At 72.9% G+C, this 25,874-nt stretch carries 19 protein-coding genes; 14 read left to right on the forward strand and 5 right to left on the reverse strand.

The features are described from left to right. Positions 1 to 58: 58 nt before the first annotated feature. The 4 genes from BGM09_RS10960 to BGM09_RS10975 all read left to right on the forward strand — a co-directional run bounded on the left by BGM09_RS10960 (position 59) and on the right by BGM09_RS10975 (position 8,442). The gene (locus BGM09_RS10960) at positions 59 to 5,539 is read left to right on the forward strand and encodes a tetratricopeptide repeat protein (protein WP_188281313.1); all 5,481 of its coding nucleotides are present in this window, start codon (positions 59 to 61) and stop codon (positions 5,537 to 5,539) included. Positions 5,540 to 5,616: 77 nt separating this feature from the next. Further along, entirely contained in the window at positions 5,617 to 6,906 is a 1,290-nt protein-coding gene (locus BGM09_RS10965; protein WP_188281314.1) for a CHAT domain-containing protein, read from the forward strand. Beyond that, a complete protein-coding gene (locus tag BGM09_RS10970; RefSeq protein ID WP_223186642.1) occupies positions 6,903 to 7,961 on the forward strand; it encodes a hypothetical protein in 1,059 nt (352 codons plus the stop codon). The genes BGM09_RS10965 and BGM09_RS10970 overlap by 4 nt, the downstream gene beginning before the upstream one ends. Before the next feature lie 97 nt (positions 7,962 to 8,058). Beyond that, entirely contained in the window at positions 8,059 to 8,442 is a 384-nt protein-coding gene (locus BGM09_RS10975; RefSeq protein ID WP_188281315.1) for an effector-associated constant component EACC1, read from the forward strand. A 47-nt stretch (positions 8,443 to 8,489) separates the two neighbouring features. Here BGM09_RS10975 and BGM09_RS10980 read toward each other — a convergent pair whose 3' ends face one another. Beyond that, positions 8,490 to 9,053, reverse strand: a complete 564-nt coding sequence (locus BGM09_RS10980; RefSeq protein WP_188281316.1) for a hypothetical protein — start codon at positions 9,051 to 9,053, stop codon at positions 8,490 to 8,492. A gap of 174 nt (positions 9,054 to 9,227) precedes the next feature. Here BGM09_RS10980 and BGM09_RS10985 point away from each other — a divergent pair, with 174 nt between their 5' ends. Continuing rightward, on the forward strand, positions 9,228 to 9,812 hold the full coding sequence (locus BGM09_RS10985; protein WP_188281317.1) for a TetR/AcrR family transcriptional regulator: 585 nt from the start codon (positions 9,228 to 9,230) through the stop codon (positions 9,810 to 9,812). 42 nt (positions 9,813 to 9,854) lie between these two features. On the opposite strand, the gene BGM09_RS10990 is transcribed toward BGM09_RS10985, so the two are convergent. Next, the gene (locus tag BGM09_RS10990; protein WP_188281318.1) at positions 9,855 to 10,601 is read right to left on the reverse strand and encodes a hypothetical protein; all 747 of its coding nucleotides are present in this window, start codon (positions 10,599 to 10,601) and stop codon (positions 9,855 to 9,857) included. Positions 10,602 to 11,214: 613 nt separating this feature from the next. Between BGM09_RS10990 and BGM09_RS10995 the strand changes: the two genes are divergently transcribed. Together BGM09_RS10995 and BGM09_RS11000 are read left to right on the forward strand one after the other, a co-directional pair. Next, a complete protein-coding gene (locus BGM09_RS10995; protein ID WP_188281319.1) occupies positions 11,215 to 14,007 on the forward strand; it encodes a hypothetical protein in 2,793 nt (930 codons plus the stop codon). Positions 14,008 to 14,103: 96 nt separating this feature from the next. Next, positions 14,104 to 15,405, forward strand: a complete 1,302-nt coding sequence (locus BGM09_RS11000; protein ID WP_188281320.1) for a hypothetical protein — start codon at positions 14,104 to 14,106, stop codon at positions 15,403 to 15,405. A 55-nt stretch (positions 15,406 to 15,460) separates the two neighbouring features. Here the strand turns inward: BGM09_RS11000 and BGM09_RS11005 are convergent, their stop codons facing one another. Beyond that, complete coding sequence (locus BGM09_RS11005) at positions 15,461 to 16,345, reverse strand: RICIN domain-containing protein (RefSeq protein WP_188281321.1); 885 nt, start codon at positions 16,343 to 16,345, stop codon at positions 15,461 to 15,463. An 84-nt stretch (positions 16,346 to 16,429) separates the two neighbouring features. Beyond that, complete coding sequence (locus BGM09_RS11010; protein WP_188281322.1) at positions 16,430 to 18,511, reverse strand: hypothetical protein; 2,082 nt, start codon at positions 18,509 to 18,511, stop codon at positions 16,430 to 16,432. A gap of 487 nt (positions 18,512 to 18,998) precedes the next feature. On the opposite strand from BGM09_RS11010, the gene BGM09_RS11015 reads away from it, so the two are divergent. Next, a complete protein-coding gene (locus tag BGM09_RS11015) occupies positions 18,999 to 19,946 on the forward strand; it encodes a GntR family transcriptional regulator (RefSeq protein ID WP_317452642.1) in 948 nt (315 codons plus the stop codon). Between the two features lie 115 nt (positions 19,947 to 20,061). On the opposite strand, the gene BGM09_RS11020 is transcribed toward BGM09_RS11015, so the two are convergent. After that, positions 20,062 to 21,432 (reverse strand): glycoside hydrolase family 18 protein, encoded by a 1,371-nt coding sequence (locus tag BGM09_RS11020; RefSeq protein ID WP_188281324.1) that lies wholly within the window; start codon positions 21,430 to 21,432, stop codon positions 20,062 to 20,064. Between the two features lie 92 nt (positions 21,433 to 21,524). On the opposite strand from BGM09_RS11020, the gene BGM09_RS38810 reads away from it, so the two are divergent. The 6 genes from BGM09_RS38810 to BGM09_RS11050 all read left to right on the forward strand — a co-directional run bounded on the left by BGM09_RS38810 (position 21,525) and on the right by BGM09_RS11050 (position 25,599). Further along, positions 21,525 to 22,574 carry a DUF4190 domain-containing protein gene (locus tag BGM09_RS38810; protein ID WP_188281325.1) on the forward strand — a complete coding sequence of 350 codons (1,050 nt, stop codon included), beginning with the start codon at positions 21,525 to 21,527 and terminating at the stop codon, positions 22,572 to 22,574. A 77-nt stretch (positions 22,575 to 22,651) separates the two neighbouring features. Further along, positions 22,652 to 23,404 carry a GntR family transcriptional regulator gene (locus BGM09_RS11030; protein WP_188281326.1) on the forward strand — a complete coding sequence of 251 codons (753 nt, stop codon included), beginning with the start codon at positions 22,652 to 22,654 and terminating at the stop codon, positions 23,402 to 23,404. Positions 23,405 to 23,635: 231 nt separating this feature from the next. Continuing rightward, on the forward strand, positions 23,636 to 24,109 hold the full coding sequence (locus BGM09_RS11035; protein WP_188281327.1) for an RpiB/LacA/LacB family sugar-phosphate isomerase: 474 nt from the start codon (positions 23,636 to 23,638) through the stop codon (positions 24,107 to 24,109). Positions 24,110 to 24,113: 4 nt separating this feature from the next. Beyond that, entirely contained in the window at positions 24,114 to 24,308 is a 195-nt protein-coding gene (locus BGM09_RS11040) for an SPOR domain-containing protein (RefSeq protein WP_188281328.1), read from the forward strand. A 66-nt stretch (positions 24,309 to 24,374) separates the two neighbouring features. Then, positions 24,375 to 24,767, forward strand: coding sequence for a (deoxy)nucleoside triphosphate pyrophosphohydrolase (locus BGM09_RS11045; RefSeq protein ID WP_188281329.1), 393 nt, complete (start codon positions 24,375 to 24,377; stop codon positions 24,765 to 24,767). Between the two features lie 34 nt (positions 24,768 to 24,801). Then, a complete protein-coding gene (locus tag BGM09_RS11050) occupies positions 24,802 to 25,599 on the forward strand; it encodes an alpha/beta fold hydrolase (protein WP_317452643.1) in 798 nt (265 codons plus the stop codon). Positions 25,600 to 25,874: the final 275 nt, after the last annotated feature.

Genomic DNA, 25,874 nt, shown 5'->3' on the forward strand with positions numbered 1-25,874 from the left:
GGTTCGGTGTCGGAAGCCTGGTTAACGTCCTGGTTAGAGTTCAGGCGTACCCGCTGAGATGGACATGGTCGGGGAGATCGGCGCGTGGCCTGCCCTGCGGGGCAGAGGCCAGGGCGGCTTCGAGGGCGGGAACGCCTCCCAGACCGATCACCAAGGGGGCAATCCGCATACGGAGCAGCGCGCCACCGTGGTGCCGCAGGCGGCCCAGGACGCCATCGCCGGTGTGCTTCCCGAGGAGCCGCTGACCAATCTTCCCCGCACGGCGATGAGGGAGTTGGTCGGACGCGGCGGCGAACTCGCCCAAATGCGAGAGGCGTTGACCGAAGGCGTCGGCGTCGTCTGCCAGGCGGACACACTGCGCGCGCTCGGAGGTGTCGGCAAGACCTCGCTCGCGCTGGACTACGCCAGGAACTCCGGCGCGGACTACCGGGTGATCTGGTGGGTGTCGGCCGAGACCGAGGAACAGATCGACGCGGCCTTCGGGGACCTGGCCGGATTCCTCCACCCGTCGTGGGCGCTGACCGCCGAGCCCAAGGTCCGTACCGAGTGGGCGCTGAGGTGGCTGTGCCACCACCGCGACCGCTGGCTGGTCGTCTACGACAACGCCGAGAACCCCGTGGACCTCAACCCCCGGATCAGCCGCCTGCTCGGGTACGGGCATCAACTGGTCACCACCCGCAGGGCCTCCGGGTGGCACTCCGCGGCGCGCGCGATCCGCCTCGACGTCCTCGACCCGGACTCGGCGGCCGAACTGCTCTGCCAGGGCGCTCTTCCGTACGGCGGCGCGAGCGGCGCGGAACGGGACCAGGCGCGGCTGCTCGCCGCCGATCTGGGACGGCTGCCGCTGGCCCTCGCGCAGGCGGGAGCGTATCTGCGCCAGACCGGGCTGGGGTTCGAGGAGTACCGCACGCGGCTCGGACGGACGCCCGACGCCCTGTGGGACGCGGGCGCCGTGGACGAGTCCGCGGCCGACATCATCCGCCGGATCTGGCAGTTGGGTCTCCCGGCGATCCGCCGCAAGCGGGAGTTCGCGGTCGACCTGCTGAAACTGCTGGCCTGGTACGGGCCGGAGCCGTTGTCCACGGACATGCTGCGGTCGCTCGAGGACGAGGGACACGACGTACGCGAAGCGCTGGACGTGCTCTCCGCCTACGCTCTGGTGACCCCGGGGGACGGCACCATCACCGTGCACCGCCTGCTGCGTACGATGCTGCGCGCCGAATCCGACGGCGCCGTTCACCGCGCCCGCGCGAAGCACGTCCTGGCCCGGAGCATCACCGAAGCCTCCCTGGCCGAAGCCGCCCGAACCGAAGCCGCCCCACCCCAAGAAGACGACCACCGCCTCTGGGCGGCCAACCTCCCCCACATCCAGGCTCTCGCGGCCACCGAACCCTCGGACGAACCGACCCTGGAGGTCATCGCCCTCTACCGCCGCGCCGCGCACGTCCTCGTCGCGCGCGAGCACCGCGTCCTCGCGCTGCCGCTGCTGACGGCCGTGGTCGACGGGCAGACCCGGCTGCTGGGCGCCGAGGCGGCCGAGACGCTGGACAGCAAAGACGACTTGGCGGTGACCCACAGCAAGGTCGGGGACCCCGAGGAGGGCGTACGGCTGCGCCGCGAGGTGTGGGAGGCGCGGTCACGGCTGCAAGGGCCGCTCCACACGGCCACGTTGGCCTCGCGCGACGGACTGGCGTACGCCTATCGCAAGGCGGGCGACGCGCCGCGCGCGGTCGCGGAGTACGCCGTGGTCACCCTCCAGCGGAGCGAAGAACTCGGGGAGGACGACCCCGCCACGCTGTCGAGCCGTAACGCCCTCGCCTACGCGCGGCAGCGCGCCGGTCTGTACGCCGACGCCGTCCGCGACTTCGAGGCCGTGGTCGGGGACCGCACCCGAGTCCTCGGCGACAGTCACCCGGACACCCTCGCCAGCCGCAGCAACCTCGCGTACGCCCACCTCCAGGCGGGCCACCACGGCACCGCGCTGACGACGTACGCCCAGGCGGTCGCCGACCGTCAGCGCCTCTTCGGCGTTCACCACCCGCACACCCTGACCAGCAGAGGATGGCTGGCCGACGCCCACGCGGCGGCGGGCGACGACGTCAAGGCACTCGAATTGTGGACGGAGGTGGCCCGCGACCGGGCCGCCACGCAGGGCGCGGACCACCCCGACACGCTGGGCAGCCGCCGGGACCTGCTGTACGCGCTGGTCGACGCGCACGGCGCGCACGCGGCGAAGGCGGACGCCCAAAAGCTGGTGACCGACTGCGTCAGAGTGCTGGGGCCCGACCACCCCGACGCCCTCGAAGCGGTGGACGACCTCGCCTACGTCCACTCGACGGCCCGCGACTACCCGAGGGCCGAGGAGCTCTACGGGGAACTCGTCGAGAAGTTCGCCCGGGTCAGAGGCGAGAACCACGCACGGACGCTCCAGGCCCGCAGGTCGCTGGCGAACACCAGGAACCTGGCGGGGGACAGCCGGCAGGCGGTCCGGGATCTGGAACGGCTCGTCGCGGACGAGACCCGGATCAGGAGCGGGGACCACGTCGCGACCCTGCTCACCCGCCTCTGGCTCTCGCGTGCGTACTGCGATGTCGGTGACTTCCGCGCGGCCGTCGAGGCCGGCACCGCGCTGGCGGCCGACCATAAGCGGGTGCTCGGGCCGCGCCACCCCAGCACCTTCGGCAGCCGCGCGAACCTCGCCTATCTGCACAGCCTGTCGGGGGACCACCGCCGAGCCGTCGCCGTGTACGAGCGGTTGGTCGCCGACGAGGCGGCGGCTCTCGGCGCGCACCACCGCGACGTACTGATGTCCCGCTCCTCGCTCGCCTTCGCCCGCAGGGCGGCAGGCGACTACCCGGGCGCCGCGGCGGACTTCGAGGAGATCACCGAAGAACGGGCCCGTACGCTCGGCCCCGACCACCCCGATGTCCTCAGCGCCAAAGAAGCTCTGCGCGACAGCCGCAGGGCCGCGCGGGACCACGCCGAAGCGGTCCGCCTGGCCACGGAACTGGTCGAGGCGTGGAACCGGCTGCGGCCGGCCGACCACCCCAGCGCGCTGTCCGCGCGGGCCTCGCTCGGCTACGCGCTGTGGGCGGCGGGGGACTGGGCGCGGGCGACCACGGTCTTCGAGGATCTGACGGCCGCGCGCACCCGCGTCCAGGGGTCCGACCACGTCGACACTCTCCAGGCCAGAGAAGGTCTGGCCTTCACCCACAAGCTTGTCGGCGACCACGAGCGGGCGATCCCCGCCTTCGAGGCGCTGCTCGACGACCGGATACGCGTCCAGGGCGAGCGGCACTCGTCCGTCCTGGGCACCCGCGAGAATCTGGCCGAGTCCTGCCGTGCCGCCGGCTACCACGCGCGGGCGATCGGCCTCTACGAGCTGTCGATCCGCATACGTACGGGGGCCGACGGCGTCGACGACCCCGAGGTGCTGGACGCGCGCAGGGGCCTCGCCGTCGTCCGTCGCGACGCGGGCGACGTCAGAAGGGCCCTGGCCGACCTGGAGACTCTCTTCGCCGACCGCCTCCGCGTCCAGGGGCCCGACCACCTGGCGACACTGGCCGCCAGGGAGGACGTGGCGTCAACGCTGCGGACCGCGAAGGACTACGCCAGATCCCTCGCCTGCTACGAGGAGGCGGTGGCCGCGCGGCTCCGCGTCCAGGGCCCCGACCACAGCGAGACCCTCAACGCCCGTATGTGGCGGGCCTTCGCTCACCTGTTCACGGAGAACAACGAACAGGGGAAGGAGCAGTGCGAGAGCCTGGTGGCGGACCGTATCCGGCTTCAGGGCGCGGAGCACGTCTACACCCTTGAGGCGCGCGAGGACATGGCTCATGCCCTGCGCTGGGCGGCGGATCACCGGTCGGCCGTCGAGTGGGACACCCGGCTGGTCGAGGACCGCACACGCATCCAGGGCCCCGGCCACCACGCCACGCTCCTCTCGCGTAAGTACCTCACGTACGACCACCGGGCGGCGCTCGACTACCGCCGCGCGATCGCCGACATCGAGACCCTGCTGACGGACTATCAGCGGATTTTCGGACCCGACCACGCCGAAGTCCTGGACACGCGACGCCACTTGGCCCAAGTCCAGTGGGACGCGGGCTCCCATCACCAGGCGATCCGGACGCTGGAAGCGCTGGTCGCGGACCGCGCGCGGCTGTACGGCGACGACCACGTCGGTACGTTCACCGTTCGCGGCCGGATCGCCTTCGTGTACCGGGACGCGGGGGAGTACGCGACATCCGCGGACCACCTGCGCCGGCTGATCGCCGACCGGGTCGCCGTGCAGGGCGAGCGGCACCAGGACGTCCTCGACAACCGGCGGAGCCTGGCCCGGGTGGACCGGCTGCGGGGCCGGTACGAGGAAGCGATCGCCGAACTGGGGGAGTTGATCAGGACCCTCGCCGAGATCAACGGCCCCGACCACGAGAGCGTCCTCGGATGCCGCACGGATCTCGCCTTCGCCCACCGCGACAACGGCGACGTGGCCGAGGCGATCCGTCAACTGACCGACATCGCAAAGGACTTCCGCCGCGTTCACGGGCCGTCCCATCGGGCCACGCTGCGTGCCCTGAGCAGACTCGCGCTCGTTCACACGGAGACCGGTCTGCCCGACCGGGCCGTCGAGACCTGTGAGCGCCTGGTGGAAGAACGCCTTCGCAGGGTGGGCCCCGACCATCCGCTGGTGCTCGACTCCCGCGTCGACCTGGCCTACGCGCTCCTCCAGGCGGGCGAGCCGGAGCGGGCGGTGGCCGCGTACGAGCAGCTCTTCGCGGACCGCGCACGCCTGTGGATACCGGGGCACCCCGAGAGCGTCAGGGCGCTGGGCCGCGCCCACCGGTCGCCGGACGAACGCGGCGACTTCGTCACCACCGTGGTCACCGCGGCGCACCGGCCGCGCGACGGATATCCCGCACTGGCCGAGAACGTGGCCAGGGCCCTTGGCGAGTCGGGTGACTGGGCCGCCGCCGTCGAACTGCTGGAAGGCGTCCACGCCGGTCGCGAGGAGGTGTTCGGGCCCCACCACCCGGCCACCCTGGAAACCCGCGGCGAACTGGCCCTCGCCCGGGTCCATCGCGGCGACGAGGTGCCGAGAAGCGAATTCGCCGGCATCCTCCGCGCGTGGGAGAAGGTGCTCGGACGTGAACATCCCGGACTGGCCGTGCTCCGCCGCCGCTTCGCCCGCGCCAGCCGCGACTGGGTGCCGCGAGTCAGAATCCTCACCGAGCCGCGCGTCGGCCGGGCGGCTTCCATCGAATGGCGCCTGGAGCGTACGGGCGGCCCGGACACCGAGGCCGAGGCGGGCGAATCCGAGGCGGGCCCGCCGACGCTGCTCCTCGTGCTCTCCGCCAGGACGCAGGCATACGTCACTCCCGCGACGGCGGAGTACTCACCGGGATCCGAACCCCCGCGTTTCGACTTCACGGCGGTGGAGCCCGGAGTGCACCGCATCCGATTCACCGTGTACGACCGCGAATACGGGGTCGTGCTCCAGGAGGTCGAGGCGAGCTTCGACGTTCCGGACGCTTCGTAGAGACGCCGCTCCACAGGTGCAGGTGCAGGTGCAGGTGCAGGTGCAGTGCAGGTACAAGGGACAGCAGGAAGAGACCGATGCCATTCCCTCAAGACGCCGTTGTCGACGTACTGGACGATCCGTCGTCGCACTATTCCGTGCTGCCGCCGCGTGCCGGTGAGCAGCGGCAGGGCGCGCCCGCGGTGCCACCGCTGGACCTCGTGGTGTCGCTCCACCGCGAGCGGACCGACGAGCTGCACCTCACCGTCCTCGCGCCGAAGGAGCGGTCGCCCAACGCGGGCGTCCACTCGGCGCGCCTGTCGACCAGCGCCACCGGGGCGGTCAACGCGGGCGCCCGACTGCGCTCGTTGTGGCGCGACCGGTTGATCAACTACGAGTCGCCCGACGACGGGACGGCCCCGGTCGGCGGCTTTCCCCTGACGGAGGAGGCCGACCTCTCCCAGCTCGCCCAGGTCGCGGAAGAACTCACCCGGTTCCTGGTCGAGGAGGGTCACGAACTCCTCGTGGACCTGCTCGGCGGGCCCGGCCACGAGCTGACCGCGGTGCGGGACTTCCTGCTCGGGAAGCTCGGCGGCGCCGAGTCCCTGCGCGTCACGTTCCACTCCGACGTCCATCTGCCGTGGACGATGATGGCCACCGATCCCGAGCGGGAGAGCGACGGTTCGTGGAACGCGTTCCTCGGCCACCGGCACCAGGTGGAGCAGACCGGCGAGAACCACGTGGCACCGCAGCGCGAGTGGCGGCGCAAGGGCCCGCGGCCCGTCGCCCGGATCAACACCGACATCCTGCTGAAAACCGTCGGCCGGGCACGTGAGGTCCACAAGCTCCTCGACGATCAGACCGAACTCACCGTGTGCGAGCGGTCCGACGACTTCCTGCGGGATCTCGGCTCGCCCGTGCTGGACGACGAGGTCATCTACTTCTGGTGCCACGGGCACTTCGTGGCCAACGGTTCGTCCCAGCCCCATCTCGTGGTCAGGCTGTCCGACCAGACCGACATCGACGCGTCCTTGCTCAAGCGCAAACGGCGGCGCTACGAGCGGGGCGAGGGGCGCTTCACGCCGTTCATCCTGCTCAACGCCTGTCACACCGGGCAGGCGGCGGGCAGTACGGAACTGGAGCACCTCGGCAAGGCGTTCGTGGGTATGGGCGCGATCGGCGTGCTGGGACCCCAGATCGAAGTGCCGCAGCTCTTCGCCACCGAGTACGCGTACGCCTTCCTGGAGCTCTATCTGGCCGGCGAACACACCGCGGGCGAGATCGCGTTGATCCTGGTCCGCCGTTTCGCCACCGAGTTCCACAACCCGCTGGCCCTCGTCTACTCGCTGCACTGCGGCATCGACAGCAGCCTGGGGAAGGCGGCGTGATAAGGACGGGGAAGCGCGGCCGGGGCGCGGGCCCCGACGTCGTCGTACGGGAGATCGACCTCGACGACCGCGGCAGGCTCCTCGTCCCCGGCACCCGTACGCCCGTGCCGACCGACCGCGTCGGCGCGTACCTGGCCCAGAATCTGCGCATCCCGGAGCGCGCCACCGATATCTACGTGTACGCGCACGGGTGGCAGACGGCTCCCGAAGCGGCGTCGCGGCGCGCGGCGGCCCTCGTACGGCAGGCGATCACCCTGCGGGCGGCGCGCGGACGGATGTACCCCGGGGTGGGCGACGGTTACCGGCCCTGGGTCGTCGTCGTGCGCTGGCCCTCGTCCAGCCGTGTCTCGCTCGGCGGATTCCTCGCCGTCCGGGACCGGGCGCACGCCATGAGCGCGGCCGGGACGGGCCACGCGCCGTATGTGCTCTCCCACCTCCTCGGCTACCTCGACACGCACAGGGCCGACCCCGCGGACCCCGCGGTGCTGGCCAACCGGCACGGGCAGTACCTGCATCTGGTCGGGCACTCGCTGGGCGGCCGGTTCCTGTGCGAGGCCGTGCAGTGGGCGACGGAACGGCCCGCGCGGCCACGCGTACTCGGCTGGAGCGCCGCCGCCGACCCGCGGCGGCCCTTCACCGTCGACAGCATGCTGATCTTCCAGATGGCCGCGCCGCGCGACGCGTTCACCGACTCCTTCACCTCGCTGTTCCCCGCCGCCGGCCGGGCGGGCGCGCCCTTGCGCGGTCCGCTGGTGCTCACCCACTCCCGCTGGGACCGGGCGACGGGTTTCTGGCATCTGCGGGCGGAAGGAGCGTCGGGGATCGGTCACTCGGGCGTCGGCAGGACGCCCGTACCGCAGTCCTCGATCCGGCTGCGGACCACGCGCACCGCGTACCGGCTGGACGATCTCGACCACCGCATCGTGAACGTGGACGCGGGATGGCTCTACCGGGGTGGCTGGGGGACCCGGCTTTCACCCGCCGGGGCGCACTCGGACTTCCAGCATCCTGAATCGTCGCATCTGCTGCTCTCGCTCGCCTCGCACTCGCGGTAACCCGGCCGCTGGGCTGCGGGATTGGGCGGCTTGAGGGGCGGGTGGGGAGAATGGCGGGGTCGGGTCGGTGCGGGAGTCGGGGGAGTTGGGGGAGAGCGTGGGCGTCGAAGTGGTGGTGCGGGTGGTGCCCGGGGACGGGGCGGACGACGGGGAAGTGGAGCGGGCCGCGCGGGGGTTGCGGGCGGAGCTGCTGGCGGGCGACGAGGACGGGGTACGGGACGTACGCCCGCGGGGCGGGGCGGCGCCGGAGGGGGCGAAGGGGGACGCGCATTCGTGGGCGGCCCTGGTGATCACGCTGGCGGCGTCGGGGGGCGTGCTGACGACGCTGATCACGGCGGTCAGCGGCTGGCTGGCGCGGCAACGGCCGGACACGACGGTCGTGTTGGAGGTCGGCGGGGACCGCATCACGCTGCCGGGGGCGACGGAGGCCGAACGGGCGCGGCTGATCGGGATCCTGGCCGCCCGGCACGACGACGCGTAGCCGCGACGACGCGTGGTCGCGACAACGCGCTGCCGGGCCAGGGGCGTTCAGGCGGGCTTGTCGGCGCGCTTGACGCGCAGCGCGGAGACGAGGAAGAAGACCCCGCCGAGGAAGGCGTAACCCGCGAGGTTGCGCAGGGAGGGATCGTCCTTGCCCGCCTGGGCCACGAAGGACGCCCCGGCCAGGACGGAGATGCCGCCGCCGGCGATCATCGGCCACTGGCCGCCCATCCGGCGGCGGGCGGCGCCGACGACGAGCTGGACGAGGCCCGCGGTGACGGCCCAGGCGCCCCAGACGCGCAGGACCGCGGGGATGCCGGAGGCGGCGGCGATCGCGAGGCCGACACCGGTGAGGGCGCTGAGCGCCATGTTCACGTAGAGGCCGCGGACCGGTCCCGCGTTCGCGTTGACCGAGCGGGCGTCCACGACGGCGCAGGCCACGTCGAACAGCGGATAGACCACCAGCAGCGCCCCGCTCAGCGGGTTCAGCGAGTCGCCGCTCGCGAACAGCAGGGCGGCCCAGACGGCGGCGAAGGCGAACCGTACGAGGTACAGCTTCCGCAGGGTCACGGGGACGCTGGTGGGGGCGGCGGTGCCGACGAGAGTGTCCATGGGGGTGCCTTCCGGTAAGGGCGTGGGGAGCTGCGAGGGGCGGCGGCGCCGAGGGCGTACCACCCACGAGGGAGCCATGAGGGAGAACGTTCGGTCTCGTGAATATCTAAAGGCCCGCCGCGGCCGCTGTCAAGACCGAACGTTCTCCCTCATCGCTTTGGTACGCTCGGACCCATGAGTCGGGGCACAGAAAGCGGCAGCACGTCCGAAGCGCGGGCCAGGCTGCTCGGCACGGCGACGAGGATCTTCTACGCGGAGGGCATCCACTCCGTCGGCGTCGACCGCGTCATCGCGGAGGCGCAGGTCACCCGCGCGACGCTGTACCGGCACTTCTCGGGCAAGGAAGAACTCGTCCTCGCCTATCTCGACCAGGCCGACCGGGGGCTGCGCGCGCAGGCCGAGGCCGCCCTCGCGGGCGCCGGATCGGCGGCCGACCAGGTACGGGCCGTCGCCCGGTCCATCACCGAGGGCATCCGGTCCCCGGGCTTCCGCGGCTGCGCCTTCCTCAACGCGGTGGCCGAGTACCCCGACCCCGCCCACCCGATCCACCGGGCCGTGCTGGCCCACCGCCAGTGGTTCCTGGACACCGTCACGGACCTGCTGGCCCGGGTCGGCTACGACCCCGCCGACGCGGCCGGCCGCCACCTCGTCATGCTCCGCGACGGAGCGATGGCCGCGGGCTGCCTCTTCGACCCGGAGCTCATCTCCGAGACCTTCCTTCAAGGCGTCGAAGGCATCCTGGCGGCGCGTACCGCCTGAGGCCCGCCCCCGTGAGGGCCTCACGCGGGCTTCGGGCGGGCCTCACGCGGGCCTCAACGGGGCTTCCTCCCTTGGCGGTTCGGCGGTGAGGCCCTTGAAGGTGGTGCGGCCCCACTGGGAGGCGCAGTCGACTGATACGCCGTCAGGCGCCAGGCGCTCGTTGAGCCGTACGATCCGGGCCTGCAAGGCGCGGCGGGTCATCGGCTCGTCGGCCGCGCCGAGCAGGAGGCACAGGTCGTGGCAGCACCAGGGGCGCGCGGTGGTGCGGAGGATGTCGAACAGGACCTGCTGGGTGCCGCGTCGGGGGCGTGGCGATCCGTGGCGCGGCGCGTCCGGCAGCGGCCGGCGGGGCGATGACCTGGTGTCGAGCCACCGCCGTTCGGCGAGGATCCGGCCGGCCAGTTCACGGGGGTCCGTGTCGCGCGGGATGACGTTGGCGGCGCCGGCCAGCAACAGGTCCACGGAGTCCGTACGGTCGGGCACCAGCACGACCACGGACGAGAGGTGGCTGAGGGCGTGGACGCGCTGGCCCAGATCGCCGGTCCCGCGCGGGCTCGGGACGTCCAGCACGGTGAGGGGGGTCCCGGCCCCGCGCAGCAGCGTGCCGTAGGCGGATTCCGAACCCCAGGGGTGGCACAGCGCGGGCAGCAGGTGGTGGGCGCGCAGGGCGCGCAGCAGGGCCGAGGTCCGCTCGCGGCGGAGGGAGAGAACGACGTTCACGGGATAGCTGAACTGCTCCTCGGCCGGGACGGAGCGAATGAACTTCTCGCCAAACAGGTCAATAGGCATGGCAATGCCGCTGACACGGACCTCTCCTGTGGACGATCACGGGAGCCGGGACGGCACTCGGGTGCGGGAAGCGGGGGACGGGACGCGATGTTACTGACGGCGATCCCCGATTCCCCGTGGCTGAGCAGGAGTTGGTCACCATCTGAGCACGATTGGGCCCCGTGCTGAGCGTCCGGAGGGATAGGGACGCGAGGGGCGGGAAGGCCGACAGGGCGGTCGGCCGCGGTGCTTTCGGCCGGGTCCTGCGGCGGGCGGCCACGCGGCGTTGGCCGGTCCGACACCGTGGTGCCATTGGGGTCTGATATATCTGGATGCCTGAATGACCCAACCAATAGGGCCAATTATCGCTCCACAGGAATAGGCAGGACACCGGCTGCCGGGCAACGTCGTTCCGGTCGGCCGGGATTGGGCAGGGGAGGGCAGGTGGTGGGGTGTCTCCCCTACGTCCGCGAGCGGTACGCGTCCGGTACGGCGCGAGGTGACGGACATCGTTGTCCGGTCGCTCGCGCGCTGACGCCGTGCGGGTCGGCCACATGAGCCGGCAGGGCGCGGGACGGCCGCGGTCGCCGTCGCGCACGACGGCACGGTACGGGGATCACGGGGAGGGCGAGGCATGAGCCGTTGGGCCTCCCGCCTGTCCCGCAAGGGCGGCGGCGCGAGCGGTTCGGGCGGCGCGACCCGTCCGAGCAGTACGAGCGCTACGGCCGGTACGGGCCGCGCCGCCCGTGCGGCGGAGTCCGTCCCCGCCCCCCTCGTCGAGGACATCGACGGCGTCCTCCTGGTCCGCTCGGTGGACGACGACTCCTTCCCGATGGCAGTCCTGGCCGAAGTGGCCCACACCTTCGGCGCCGAGGCGGACATCGTCACCGTCATGGTCGGCTCGGAGGGTGCGGGACAGGGCAAGGGCGGCGGCCACTGGCCGCGCCTGGTCACCCTCCTGGACTCGCTGCGCGCGCAGGGCACCCGCCGCGTCCGCCTCGTCCTGTCCGGCGCGGGCGACGACCGGCCCGGCCGTCCCGGCACCGCCCGCAGGATCGCCGACGGTTGGGGCTTCGAGGTGTTCGCGCCGGACGGCGTCGTTCTCATCACGCCCGGCGGCAGCCTCTTCGTCCGGGGCGACGACCGTCCCGAGGGCGGCTGGTGGCGCTTCGCGCCCGGCGAGGCGCCCCGGAGGCTGGGCCCCCGCGCGCCCGCACCGGCCTGGCAGGAGGCCGTCGGCCGCGTGCCCACGCGGACATCGGGCGGCTGCGTGGTCGAGCAGATACCGGCGGGCCTGGTGATCCGCCCCGCCGACGCTCCCGGTCCGCGCCCCGACGACCTGTGCTTCGCGGTGCCGCTCGACTCCGCGCACGCCGTCGTGCTGGTCGGCGCGCCGCACGCGGAGGACGTCGCCGCCGACGAGGTGGCCGCCGTCCTGTCCGCGCTCCCGGCGGAACACCGCGCCCGCGTACGCCTCGCCCCCGGCGGACAGGCCGACCTGCTGCGCCTGGCCCACACGGTCGCCGACACGCTGGACAGCCGGGTCGACGTCCTGACCGGCCTGCCGCTGCTCGCCGACCACGCGCCGCCCGGCGCCGTACCCCGCCCGACCCTGATCGGCCGCGACGGCGAACCGAGTTGGCAGCCGTACGTCACCGCCGTCGCGTGCCTCCCGACCGACGCGCGGGGCAGAACACCCATGCCCCGGCTGCTCGGCAGCCTCCCGCCCGACTGGCTTCCCGGCGGCACCGAACCGGGCACCGTACGGCTCACGGACGGCTGGCAGGCGACGGTGACGCGCTCCGGCCTCGCCCTGTGGGCCCAGGACACGCCCCGCCCCCCGCTCGTGGGACCCGCCGTCGACCCCGAGACCTGCGCCATCGAACTCGGCGCGCCCGGACAGCGGTTGGACGCCTCCCTGCTCACCGCGCTGTCCCGCCTGCTCACCGGCCTCGGCGCCACGGCCCGCGCCAGGACCACCCTCCTCGTGCGAGGACGGCTCACCGGCGGCGAGGCCGACCTGCGTCGCCTGGCGGCGGAACACGGCGTACGCGGCATCCGCTACGTCACCGCCGCCCGCCCCGCCCCGCCCTCCTGGCAGACCCCGTCCCGCCCGGACCCGGCGCCAGGGCCGTCCCCGCGCCCGCCCGCGCCGGTGGCCGTAACGCCCGACGCTCCCCGTGAACGGCCGCCTGCCGTGAGGGAGTTGACGGCACCGGCACCGGCACCGGCACCGGAGCCCGTACGCCGTCCGGCCGCCGCGAGTGTGCCCACCAACAGTGCGTCCCCGGCCCAGGACAGCGGCGCCGACGCAACACCCGTCCGCACGCCGGCGAAGGAGGCGGATGCCGCCGCGCGCGACCGTTCCGCGCCGGGTGCTCCGGGGGAGCGGGGCGGTGAACGGCCCGACGGTACGGCCGAGGCGGGCCGTACGGCCGTTCCCGGCCCGCGCACGAACAGCCGGGGGATGGGTCCGACGCGGTCGGCATCCGCGATCACCGCACCCCTGCGGGGCTCGGCGCTCGTACGCGCACTCGTCGTCTCACCTGACCCCGTGCCCGTGCCTGTGCCCGACCCCGTGCTCGAACCCGACTCCAACACTGACCCCGCATCCGTACCCACACCCGCACCCGACGCTCAGCGCGAACAGGCGGAGCCACCAGCCCCGTTGGCCGTCAGGCGGGAGACGCCCCGGCTGGTGCTGCCCGGTCATGTCAGCACCGCCGGGCAACGGGCGGTGTTCCGCGAGCTGGTGGGGGACGGCTGGGAGGGGCACGCCGCCGCGGTGGACGGGCTGTTGGAGCGGAAACTCGCGTTGCGCGGGGACGAGCGGGAGGCGGCGCGGCTCGATCTGGTCGCGGTGCACGCGTATCTCACGGCGGACGAAGGGCCCCTGTGCCAGAGGGAGTTGGCGCGGGGCCTGCGGGCGGGGGAGGCGCGCTCTCAGGCGTACGCCGGGTGCGTGGCGTCCGGGCTGCGGCGGCTGCCGTCGTACCGGGGCGTGGCCCTGCGCGGCGGCGCGGCGGACGGTGCCGAGCCGCGGGTGGGCGCGCTGCTCCAGGACCCGGCTCCGGTAGGGGCGTTGGCCCGGATTCCGGCGGAGGGCGGGACCGCTGTGCGCTACGCGATCTGGTCGACGACCGGGCGCGAGGTGGGTGATCTGGCGGCGGACGGCGAGGTCGTCTTCGCGCCGGGCACCGGATTCCGCGTGCTGGGGACGTGGACCGCGCCCGCCGGGACCTCGGTCGTACTGCTGCGGGAACTGCCCGCGCACGCGACCACGTACATGGACGGCGCACGGGAGTTGAGCCCACGGGACCTCGCCGCGCTCACCGAACTGAAGGACGCGCTCGCCGGTGGTCCGCCCACCGAGGAGGGCCGGAGCTGGGCCGGGCGCTGTGTCGGGCCCGTGGGCGGCAGCGGGTAGCCCGCCCGCACCGCACATCCGGGCCGCAGGCCCGCCGACACGCAGGGCCGGACACCGCGCCGCACGACCGACTGACCACCAGGCCGAAGGAGAACCATGAGCAGCCGTCCGACCCGACCCGACCCCGACGGAACGCCCCGCGCCGCCGAAGGAGGCACGAACTCGCCTTCTTCCAGGGGCGGTTCGTCCGTGCGCCGGGCGGTCACGCTGGGTCCCGTGGCGGCCGATCCGGGCGAGGCGCTGACGCCCGCGGTGCCGCGGTCCACCGCTGCGGCGGCGCCCTCGGCCCCCGACACCTCGGCCCCCGACACCTCGTCCCGCCCGGGTACGTCGTCCGCCCCGGTGACGGCCGCCGCGTCCGAGGAGCCGACGCTGCCCGGGAACGGATCGGCCCCGGCCGAGGAGGCCCCGACCACGGCCCCGACCACGGCGCTGGCCACCGCATCGGCCCTCACGACCGAAGCAGACGAAACCCCCGCCGAGGCCCCCGACGCGAAGGCCACCCGCGAATTCACCCGCGAGACCGGCCCCGGAGCCGCCCTCCCGGCCGAGGAACCGCCCTCCGGCCCCTCCCGCAAGCCGCTGCTCGCCGCCGTCGGCCTGGTCGGCGTGGTCATCCTCGCCGTGCCCCTGGTGGCCTGGGCGACCAGCGACTCCGGGCACAAGAACGACCATCTGGCGACGACGGCGAGCACCGCCGAGCGCATCACCGACCCGCCCGCGACCGTGCCGCACATCCCCCTGCCCCAGAAGTCCTCGGCGTCGCCCGCCGCCAAGCCCACGACGAAGCCCAAGGTCAGGACCAAGTCCGTGGTGCCGCGCCCGCCCGCGCCGCCGAGCCCGAAGGCCCGGCCGACCGCGACACCGACGAAGAAGGCGAAGACCCCGTACCTCGGCCCCGGCCCGCAGATGCCCGGCGACGACAGGACCGCCTCCGCCGCGGTCCTGCGGCTGGCGGCGCGCGAGCCCGGCCGCCACATCTGCTACCGGGTGTACGTGGCGACCTTCGGCTGGCAACTCGCGGTCTGCGACGGGTCCGTGGCGGGCTCCGAGGTGGACGCGCGGAGCATCAAGGCCATCCAGATCGCCGTGTCCGGCACCAAGGGCACCTCCGCCAACGCCTACTTCCAGGCGAAGGGGTGGGTGAACAAGTCGTGGGTCACCGTGGAGGACGGCGCCGATCTGACCCTCGGCGCGGCCAAGCAGGACGCGCCCAACATCTCGGGCTTCGGCATCAGCGTCGGCCGGGCCACGGGCACCGTCTGCCAGAACACGTACAGCCGCGGCGGACCGTGGGGCAGCATGGCCTGCGACACCCCGCAGACCGCCGACAACTACATCTTCGGCGGCACGCTGGACGAGACGCGCTGGCTCGACGCGGTGCGGTTCACCGTCTGACGGGCGTTCGCCGGCGGGGGACGGCCGCACACAGGCCGTCCGCCGGCGGCCCGGGTCAGCCGAGCAGCCGCCAGCGGGAGTCGTTGTTCGCGCCGCACTTGGCGATGGCCAGCCGCGCGGAGGGCGCCTTCTTGTCGGTGCCCTTGACCCGCAGGCACAGATGGTTGCTCGCGTAATTGCGGATCCATACGGTGTCGGCCCCGGCCGACTCGATCCACCACAGTTGGTTGTCGGCCGTCGTTCCGGTGCAGTTCGCCTCGGACAGGGGGGTGCTCTCCGGCTGCGCCCCGCGGTTCGGCAGGTCCATGCAGAGACCGTCCTTGGCATTGGCGAACTGCACGAGGTCGGTGCCGCCGGGGCCGCCCGCGGCGACCTGGACCGTCATCTTCCAGAGCTGGTTGTCCTGGTCGGTGCCGTCACAGTGAAACTGGTCGACCTCCATGCCCAGCTCACCCGGTCCGTTGTACGGGATGTCCGCGCACTGCCCGGAGAACGCGTTCATGATCAGCACCGTGCGGTTGTGCGCGGTCAGCGCCCGCGGGTCGTGCGCTTCGGCCGTCTTCTTCGTCGTCGGCGTGGCCGTCGGCGTGGGCGGCGGCTTGGGCGAAGTCGTGTGCGGGACGGGCTTCTTGGTCGGTTTCGGCACGGTCTTCGTCGGCTTCGGGGTCGGTGACGGCGACGCGGACCGGATGATGTTCTTGTACGCGGCGGCCTGCTGGGCCGCCAGGTCCTGCTTCTTGTCGCTCTCGTCCGCCTGGTGGCCGCGCCAGGCGCCCAGGCCCAGCGTGGCCCCCGCGACGAGGGCCAGTACGGCCACGGCGCCCGCGGCCCTGGTGCCCACCCGGGACTGCTCGCCGGGCTGGCGGGTGTGCGTGGTCAACGCGTCGACGAACCGGGCCCGTTGCCGCCGCTTCGCCTCGTCGTGGTCACTCTCGCTCAACGCCGTTCCCCATTCGCGGAAGGTCCAACTGACAAGGTACGCGGGTACGTTCGCGAGGCCCCGACGGACCGGGACGCGCGCGTCTCACCGCGGCGCCGATCCGTACAGCTCGCGCTCGCGCAGCACTTCCGCCGCCGTCGCCAGCGCGGTGGACAGGCGCCGCCGGTAGGTGCTGAAGGACAGTCCCGCCCGGCTCGCGGCGGCCTGCTGGCTGCGCGGCCCGCTCAGATACGTGATCTCCAGGACGTTGCCCAACTGCCGTCGTCCCGGCTGCGCGCGCAGGTACGCCACCGTCTCGGTCAGCACCTCGCGCAGCGCCGCCGCGTCCGCGTCCGGCGCCACCAGCCGGGTGCCGAGCAGTGAGCTCTCCGCGAGCTGCCGTGCGTCCTGGAGGCTGCGGTAGGCGTGCTTGACGGCTTCCGCGAACTCCGGCCACGGCATGGCGGCCTCCGCGGTGACGGTCACCGGGGCCGGGCTCGCCGCGGGCTCGTCGGCCAGCAGCCGGACCCGCAGATCCACCGCCCACCGGTCGAAGGGCGCGCTGCGCCAGTCCTGCACGAAGGCCAACGCCCCCTTGCTGTAGGCCCCTTCACCGTACGGTCCTTCGCCGTACGTTTCTTCGGCCGTTGCCACCCGCTGCTGCCCGTACAGGTCGAGCAGCGAGGCAAGGCCCGGCCGGTCCGGGGCCGCGCAGGTCCAGCTCACCGCGAGGTTCGGTGTGGTCGCCCACAGCGTGGTGAGCGCGAAGCCCGCCGCTGCCGCGCCGCCGGTGCTCCACCGCGCCAGCAGCAGGCGCTCGGCGCGCCGCAGCGGCCACCGGCCCGCGGTGTACTCCAGCGCGGCCCGCGCCGTCGGGTCGTCGGGCAGCCCGGTGGCCCCCGGGCCGAGGCAGGGCGCGACGAGGGCGGCGGTGATGCCGCGGCGGCCGTCCTCGGCGACGCAGAAGGCGCCCGGCTGCCGGTCCCACCACTGCCGGGCCAGGCCGCCGGCCTCGTCGCCGTACTCCTTGCCGATCGCGGCCAGCACCTCGTCCAGGTCCTCCGGGCGGGCGGTGCGCAGCCGCAGCCGGTCCGTACCGCGCCAGTCGACCGTCTCCCGTGGGAACCGGCCGGAGCGCCCCAGATAGGCGAGGCCCGCGCCGAACGCCCAGCGGCTGCCGGTGCGGCACGCCAGTTGCCCGGCCAGATGTGTGTGCAGCCGCGTGAAGAGCCGTTCGTACGCCGACAGATCGCGCCAGCGCAGCTCGACCAGGAGCGCTTCGCGTACCAACTCGTGCGGGACCAGGCCCTCGGCGGTGCTGCGGACGAAGGAGAGCCCGCGCAGCCAGGCGCAGAGCTTTCCGGCCTCCGCGGACGGCACGTCCAGCGTGTGCCGCAGCAGATCCTCGGTGGTGACCCGGGCCAGCGCCAGGACGTGCAGCGCTTCCGCCTGTCCGGGCGACAGGCTCTCGCGCAGCAGCAGGTGCAGCAGTTCGCCCACCAGGTCGGGGGAGTCGGCCAACTCCCAGGCCGTGCGCGGCTCCACGGAGTCCGTGGCGCGTTCGCGCGCGTCGGCGAAGAGCGCCAGGGCCAGCGGCACCCCGTGCGCGGCCCGCACGATGTCGGGGATGTCCGCCTCCGGCACATCCCGGTTGCGCAGCAGCTTCGTGGCCTCCGCGGTGTCCATGCCGCGCAGTTCGACACTGCGCAGCGCCTGCCACCACTGCACGTCGGCCCGCCACTCGGCCGACGGGGGCCGCCTGCTGCCGACCACCAGGAACAGGTGCGAGGGCATCCGCGGCAGGAACTCGTCCCGCAGCCACTGCTCCAGCGGCCCGAGCGCCTCGCCGGAGTCGATCAGCAGCAACTGGGCTTCCTGCGAGGGGCCTTGCGCGTCGAGGGCGGCCAGGAACGCCTCCGGCGTCGCGGCCGTGGTGCGCATGTCGACGGTGCGGACCGTTCTGCCGTGCGCCTCGGCCTCGTCGGCGAACCGGTGCAGCAGGCTGCTCTTGCCGAAGCCGCCCATGCCGTGCAGCCACACCACGAAGCAGGAGCGCCGGTCGCTGAGCAGCAGGTCCCGCAGCAGCCGCAGTTCGGCGGTCCGGCCGGTGAACACCGCTCGCCTGCGGGCCGCCAGGGTGTATCCGTGGGAGTCGGCCGGCAGGGGTGTGGGGGATATGCGCATCATCTATTGATGAGTCCTCAGGGGCGTGTGTGGTTCCCCCCGGGTGCCGGGACGTCCGGTTCTCCGCCGGTCTCCGGCGCTGTCGGCTCGAACGAGAAGGGTCACTGATCGCTCCCGTTGCGGATGGGGGTGGGCGCCACCGGCCGGTGCCACCGGCCGACGCGACCGGGGCCGTCACTCGGCGGCGGGGTACTGCCTACCCTGGTGGGCCGATGTTAGACCCATCGATTCACGGACGGGCGACGGCCAGGGATATATGTCCCGTTGTGCCGTTGCGGCACATTTGCGCAGGCGAAGCGGTGTGCGGACGCTGTCGATCTTCGCCGGGGCGGGGTGCCTTGACGTGCTTTCCACCTAGCCGGTTGGGCCAATTCAAGCCGAGGACAAGAGGCCGCACGGGGCATGCTTGACTGCCTCCCGCGTGGATAAGGTGGTTTGGCTGAGATGCGCGACGGGGAAGGCCGGGCACCTGGTGGACAGCGACGTGCAGGTGAGTCGTCACTCGGACGTACCCATCTACCGGCAGATCGTGACCCAGGTGTCGTTCATGATCGAGACCGGCGATCTCGCCGTCGGCCGGACCCTTCCCAGCGCCCGGCTGCTGGCCGGCAACCTCCAGATCAACCGCAACACGGTGGCCCGCGCCTACGCGGAGCTGAGCGAGCTGGGCCTGGTCGAGAGCCGGGGCCGCAGCGGCACGACCGTCGTCGGTACGGGCCTGGCGCGTACGAGTTCGCCCGCCAGGGACCGGGCGTGGGCCGTACTGGACGCGGCGGCCCGGGAGTGCGTCGCGCTCGGTCTGTCCGCCGTCGAGATCCAGTCACTCGTGACGAGCCTCGCCGTGCGCGCCGAGGAAGACGTCCTCAAGGTCGCGTTCGTGGAGTGCAACGCCGACCGGGCCGGCTATTTCGCGAGCGAACTCGGCCTGCACCTCGGTCTCAAGGTCAAGCCCCTGGTGCTCGGGGACTTCTCGCCCGAGGAGGAGCACGGCGACCTCGCCCTCACCACGTTCTTCCATCTGGCCGAGGTGCGGCGGCTGTGGCGCGGGGAGCCGACCGAGGTGGTCGCCATCGTCGCCGCGCCGCATGTGCGGACCCTGGTGCGGATCGCCTCCGCCGCCAGGAGCGGCACGGTGGGCATCTGTTACTCCGCCTACGGCCAGGCCGTCAGCATCCGGGACTCCCTGACGCAGTCCGGGATCAACAACGTCAGGGTGCTGCACGGGGACGAGGGGGAGGACGTCGGGGGACTCGACCTCGTCGTGATCCCCAGCGACATGCCGCAGTTGAGGGCTCGCTTCGCGGGGCGGGTCGAGGTGGTCGAGTTCGGCAATGTGCTGGACGCCGCGTCCGTCCGGATGGTGCGGCAGGTCGTCGGCGACATGCAGGCGGCCAAGCAGACCGCCAAACGGGCCGCCGCCTCCGCCGCGCGAGGCTGACGCGTCCGCCGCGCGAGGCGGAGGCCCGGTGCTCCCCCGCGGAGAGGGAGGGCTGGGGAGCACCGGGCGTCAGGGATGGGGTCACCCGAGGCGCCGGGTCACCTGTGGAGCCGGGTCACCTGTGGTGCGCGGCGAGGCCCTGGTGAATGGCGTTGATCAGCTCGCCGTTCGCCGTGTCGCCGTCCAGCGACCAGACCATCGCGCCGCCCAGGTGGGCCCGCTTGATGTAGGCGGTCTTCTGGGCGATGACCTGCGGGTCGTCGTAGGTCCAGAAGTTGGTGCCGTCGTAGAGCCAGGCGAAGCCGTTCCGCACGTCCCGGTGGACGGTGTAAGTGCCGGAGGAGGCAAGGGCCTTGAGGGCGTGGTAGTCCTCGTTGCCCGCCTGCCAGGTGGCGGGGGCGGGTCCGGTGGACGGCTGGAAGAGGCCCGCGGTGCCGCCGTCGGGGACGCCGGTCCAGCCCTGGCCGTAGAAGGGCACGCCGAGGACGAGCTGCCGGGCGGGTGCGCCGCGCCTGAGCCAGTCGCCGACCGCCTGGGTGTCGCTGAAGTCGTGCGGGACGGGCGAGTTGCGCGGGGCCTTGAGCGCGGACTGCTGGTTGGTGGTGGCCTCGTAGGGGCCGTGGAAGTCGTAGCCCTGGACGGTGCCGAAGTCGAGGTACTTGAAGATCTTCCTGACCTCGAAGCCCGCGTCGATCTTGGCCGGTGCGGCGGGCAGGAAGGCGCTCAGGTCGTAGTGCTTGTGCGCCTTGCGGCCCAACGCGTCGAGCTGGCCGCGGAATTCGGCCGCGAGCGAGGTGAAGTTCCGCTTGTCCTCCGGCCGGTAGACGGTGTCGACGTCACCGGAGGAGCCGGGCCACTCCCAGTCGATGTCGACGCCGTCGAAGAGCCCGGCGGCCGAACCGGGGCCGCCCTTGCCGTCGAGCAGCGGCAGATTGCCCTTGACGAAGATGTCCAGGCAGGACGCGACGAGCGCCTTGCGCGAGGCGGCGGTGCGGGCCGCGTCGGAGAAGTGCGTCGACCAGCCCCAGCCGCCGATCGAGATCATGACCTTCAACTTCGGGTTGGCGGCCTTCAGTTCGCGGAGCTGGTTGAAGTTGCCCGCCAGCGGCTGCTCGGCGGTGTCCGCGGTGCCGTCGACCGAGGACGCGGCGTCGAGCGGGCGCTGGTAGTCGGCCCAGGCGTCGCCCTCGCCGGCCACGTTGGCCTCGAAGCACTTGCCGTCGGCGCCGATGTTGGCGAACGCGTAGTTGAGGTGGGTGAGTTTGGCCGCGGTGCCCGAGGTCTGGACGTTCTTCACCTGGTAGTCGCGTCCGTAGACGCCCCATTGGGTGAAGTAGCCGACGCTCTTGTACGACGAGGCGGAGGAGCCGTGGTCGTCACGTCCGTGCGCCTGGGCGGCGGAGCCGCCCGTGACGGCGGGCAGGACGGCGACCAGGGAGAGGGTGGCTGCGGTTGCGGCCATACGGCCGAGAATTCTTCGACGCATGCGCGTGAAGGTATTGGTCTGGACCAATGAGGGTCAAGGGGGACGGCGTAACCCGTTCACAACCGGTCGGCGCGGAACCGTAGTATCCCCCAGTGGACATACCGCCGCCGCCCCCGCCTCCGCCGTCCTCCGACGACGCGCCCCCGTCCCAGCCGCCGCACGACGCCCCCACTTCGCCGTACGCCGGGCTGCCCTCGTATCCGCGCAAGCCGTACGACCAGCAGGGCGGACCGCCGTACAGCGGTCCGGGACAGCCGACGTACGGCGGCCCGTCATCGGGCGGGCCCGGCCCCTACGGCTCCGTGCCCCCGCCCTACAGCGGACAGCAGCCCCACGGCTCCGCGCCGCCCTATGGCTCCGCGCCGCCCTACGGAGGCCAGGCCCCGTATCCCGGTCAGGCCCCGTACGCCGGTCAGGCCCCCTACGGCGGGAACGCGTACGGCGGGCAGAATCCGTACGGTCCCCAGCCGTATCCCGGCTACTCGCAGGCCGCCGGCTGGTACAACCCGCAGGCGAACACCAACGGCATGGCCATCGCCTCGCTCGTGGTGGGCTTCACCTGTATCCCCGTCCTCGGGGTGATCTTCGGCTTCGTCGCGCTCAGCCAGATCAAGAAGCGCGGCGAGCGCGGCAAGGGCCTGGCCGTCGCCGGCCTGACCCTCAACAGCGTCGCCACGCTGCTCCTCGCGGCCTTCATCGCGCTCGGCGTGGCGGGCGCCTTCGACGACGGCAACACCCGCGTCGACCGGATCAGGGTCGGCCAGTGCTTCAACACGGTCGACAGCTCGCTGGGCGACTACAGCGGCGACGGCGCGCGCTCCACCACGGTGGACGTCGTCGACTGCTCCGAGGAGCACAACGCGGAGGCGTACGCGATCTTCACCGTCGACGCGGCGAATGACGGCGGCTACCCCGGAACGGATCGCATCTCGGCCATCGCGGAGTCGAAGTGCGCCTCTTACGCGGACGACTACGCGGACGGCGCGCCCTGGGAGAAGAGCGCCGACGTCTACTACTACATGCCGCCGGCGGACGGCTGGCGCCGCGGCGACCACAAGGTGACCTGCTTCTTCGGTGCCACGCACGGTTCGTTGACCGGCTCGGTGAAGGACGGAGGCACCAGCTCCGGATTCGGAGTGTGATGCTCGGGGGAGGGCTTGCGGACGGGCACCGACGGTTGTCAAGCTGTCGCAGACAGTCAACCCCTTGGGAGGGGCACGTGCCTTTCGGTGAGCAGCCCGCCTACCTTCGCGTCGCCGAGGATCTGCGGCGCAAGATCCTCGACGGGACGCTCCCGCCGCACGCGCGGCTGCCCTCGCAGGCCCGGATCCGTACCGAGTACGGCGTCTCGGACACCGTCGCGCTCGAAGCGCGCAAGGTGCTGATGGCCGAGGGCTTCGTGGAGGGCAGGTCCGGCTCCGGCACGTATGTACGGGAGCGGCCGAAGCCGCGGCGCGTCGTGCGCAGCGGCTACCGGCCCGCCGGGACGGCCAGCCCGTTCCGGCAGGAGCAGGGGGACGAGGGCTGCAAGGGCACCTGGGAGTCGCGCAGCGTCCAGGACCACGCCTCGCCCGCCGTCGCCGAGCGGCTGCGGATCGAGCCCGGCGACCGGGTGATGCGCACCCACTACCTCTTCCGCACCGAGGGTGAGCCCTCGATGCTCTCCACCTCCTGGGAGCCGCTGGCGCTGACCGCCCGCACACCGGTGCTGCTGCCGGAGGAGGGGCCGGTCGGCGGCCAGGGCGTCGTGGAGCGGATGGCGGCGATCGACCTGGTGGTCGACCACATGGCCGAGGAGGTCGGCGCCCGGCCGGGGCTCGCCGAGGAGACGGCGGCGCTCGGCGGAGTGCCGGGGCACATCGTCATCGAGATCCAGCGCACGTACTACTGCTCGGGGCAGCCGGTGGAGACCGCGGACGTCATCATCCCGGCGGAGCGCTACCGCGCCGTCTACCACCTGCCGGTACGCTGACCCGCCGTCAACTGCCCTACGGCGACGGGCGGTAGGGGCGGTACGGGCGGTACGAGGTGTACGGGGCGGTACGGACGCCGGTGCGCACTCCGGCGTGCGCCCGGCGTGACGGCCGGGGGCGTCGAACACGTGTGACCTACAGTCAACTTCTGGTCGAACACCTGGCCGGAACGGTATCTCTTCGTGTCATTCCGTGCCCGCGCCGTGAACCTCGGGCGTAGGGTCGGGCATATGCGCATCGCCGTTTCCTCGGACATGGATGAACCGGTGGCCAGGCAGGTCGTCGACGAGCTTCGTCACCGTGGTCACACGGTGCTCGCCTACGGCGCACTGCGCCCCGGAGACCGCAAGGACTGGGCCTGGAGCGCGGAGGCGGCGGCCCGCGCGGTGGCCGAGGGCGCGGCCGACCAGGCGGTGGTCTGCTGCTGGACCGGCACCGGCGCGTCCATCGCCGCGAACAAACTCCCGGGCGTCCGGGCCGCGTTGTGCGCCGACGCGTACACAGCGCGGGGTGCGCGCCGCTGGAACGATGCCAACGCGCTGGCGCTGAGCCTGCGTTCGGTGTCCGGCGCCGTACTCGGCGAGATCCTGGACGCCTGGTTCGACAGCGCCGCGAGCGACGCGGCGGACGACCGTGACAATGTCGCGCACCTGGCGGACCTGGAAGCCGGTTCCGCTGGTGCGACCTCGCCTGAGGGGGCCTGAGCTGATGACGACCGACCTCGTATGGCTCCTCATACGGCAGGACGAGAGCGGAAACCGGTACCGGGTCGGGCGCTACGCCACCCGCGCCGAGGCCGAGCGCGTCGCGACCACGCTGAATGTTCCCGGGCCCAGCCGGGACCAGCAGCAACGGCGTTACGTGATCGAGCGGTTGACGCCACGCGCCGTGCAGTCGTCGTAACGGGGTTCGCGCCGCGCGGCGTGCGGTGACCTTCTTGCGTAGTCCTTCTTACGTATCCTGCGTCGCATGACCGAACGTGTGGTGGTGGGCGGGGCCGTGCTCGACGCCGGACGGCTGCTGGCCGCACGGCGGACCGCGCCGCCCGCGCTGGCGGGACGCTGGGAACTGCCGGGCGGCAAGGTCGAACCGGGGGAGAGCCCGCGGGACGCGCTCGTGCGCGAGCTGCGCGAGGAGCTGGGCGTCACGGTGGAGCCCCTTCAACGCGTCCCCGGCGCCTGGCCGTTGGCCAACGGCCTCACCCTGCACGTCTGGACCGCCCGCCTGTTGGGCGGTACGCCCCACCCCCTCCAGGACCACGACGAGCTGCGCTGGCTGCTCCCCGCGCAGACCTCCGACGTCGACTGGCTCGACCAGGACCGCCCGGCCGTCGAGTGGGCGACACGTCTTCTCGTCGGCTGACGGCCGGCGGGTAGCAACCGAGAAGGGGATTCGAGTGCTGGTGCAGGTGGAACGCGACGGTGTGGTGCTGGTGCTCGGCCACCGGGTGGGCGAGGGCCGCCCGCTGCTGATCGTTCCCGGTGTCATGGCCGACGCCGTGTCGTGGCAGCCGGTGGTGGACGCGCTTCCGGCCGACCGGCCGGTGTACGTACTGAACCGGCGCGGCCGACGGCCCAGCGGTGAGCTGGGTGACGGATACGGGGTCGGCACCGAGGTCGCGGATCTGCGGCGGGTGCTCGACGAGGTGGCCGGGCGGCACGGCGGCGACGGCGGGGTGGACCTCTTCGGCTGGAGTTACGGCGGCCTGATCGCGCTGGAGGCCGCGACGCGGCACTCCGGCGTCCGTTCCCTGACCCTCTACGAGCCGGTGGTGCGGCCCTTCGGCGCGCAGGTGCTGGACGCGCTGTGCGCGGCCGACGCGGCCGGTGACCTGGACCGGGCCGTGGAGATCGTCAACCGGGACGTGTCCGGATTCTCCGCCGAGTACGTCGCCGAGCTGCGCCGGAGCCCGGCCTGGCAGTTGCTGCGGCCTCTCGCGGCGCCGCTCGGGCGCGAGCTGACCGCCCTGAACGAGCACCACGCCGACCTGGCCGCCTACGGCAAGCTCGACATGCCCGTCACCCTGCTGATCGGCGGCGACAACGACGGCGTCGGCCCCTACTACGAGCCCTTCGCCCGCATCGCGGGCGCCATGCCCCGCGCCCGCGTCCACGTCATTCCGGGCCAGGGCCACCTCGCCCACGTCCAGGCCCCCGCCGCCCTGGCCGCCGCCCTCACCCAAGCCCTGGCCTGACCGCCCCCGGGCTCCTGGCCACCCCCGGCCGCCCTCGGCCTCCCGGCCGGCCCCTGACCGCCCTCGGCCTCCCGGCCGGCCCCCGGCCGCCCTCGGCCTCCCGGCTGCTCCGGCGCCCGCGCCGCCCTCGGCCTCCCGGCCGCCCCCGGCCGCTACGCCGTTTCCCCGTGGCCCGCGCGGTATCGGGGTGTTTGGGGGAATATCGGGTAAGAGGGATAATTCCCACTGAAAGTGGCCGGGCGGAACCGGCCCGACCCGGTCGGGGGTGACGCATG

This window comes from Streptomyces sp. CBMA29, assembly GCF_014596445.1.
Classification (GTDB): Bacteria; Actinomycetota; Actinomycetes; order Streptomycetales; family Streptomycetaceae; genus Actinacidiphila.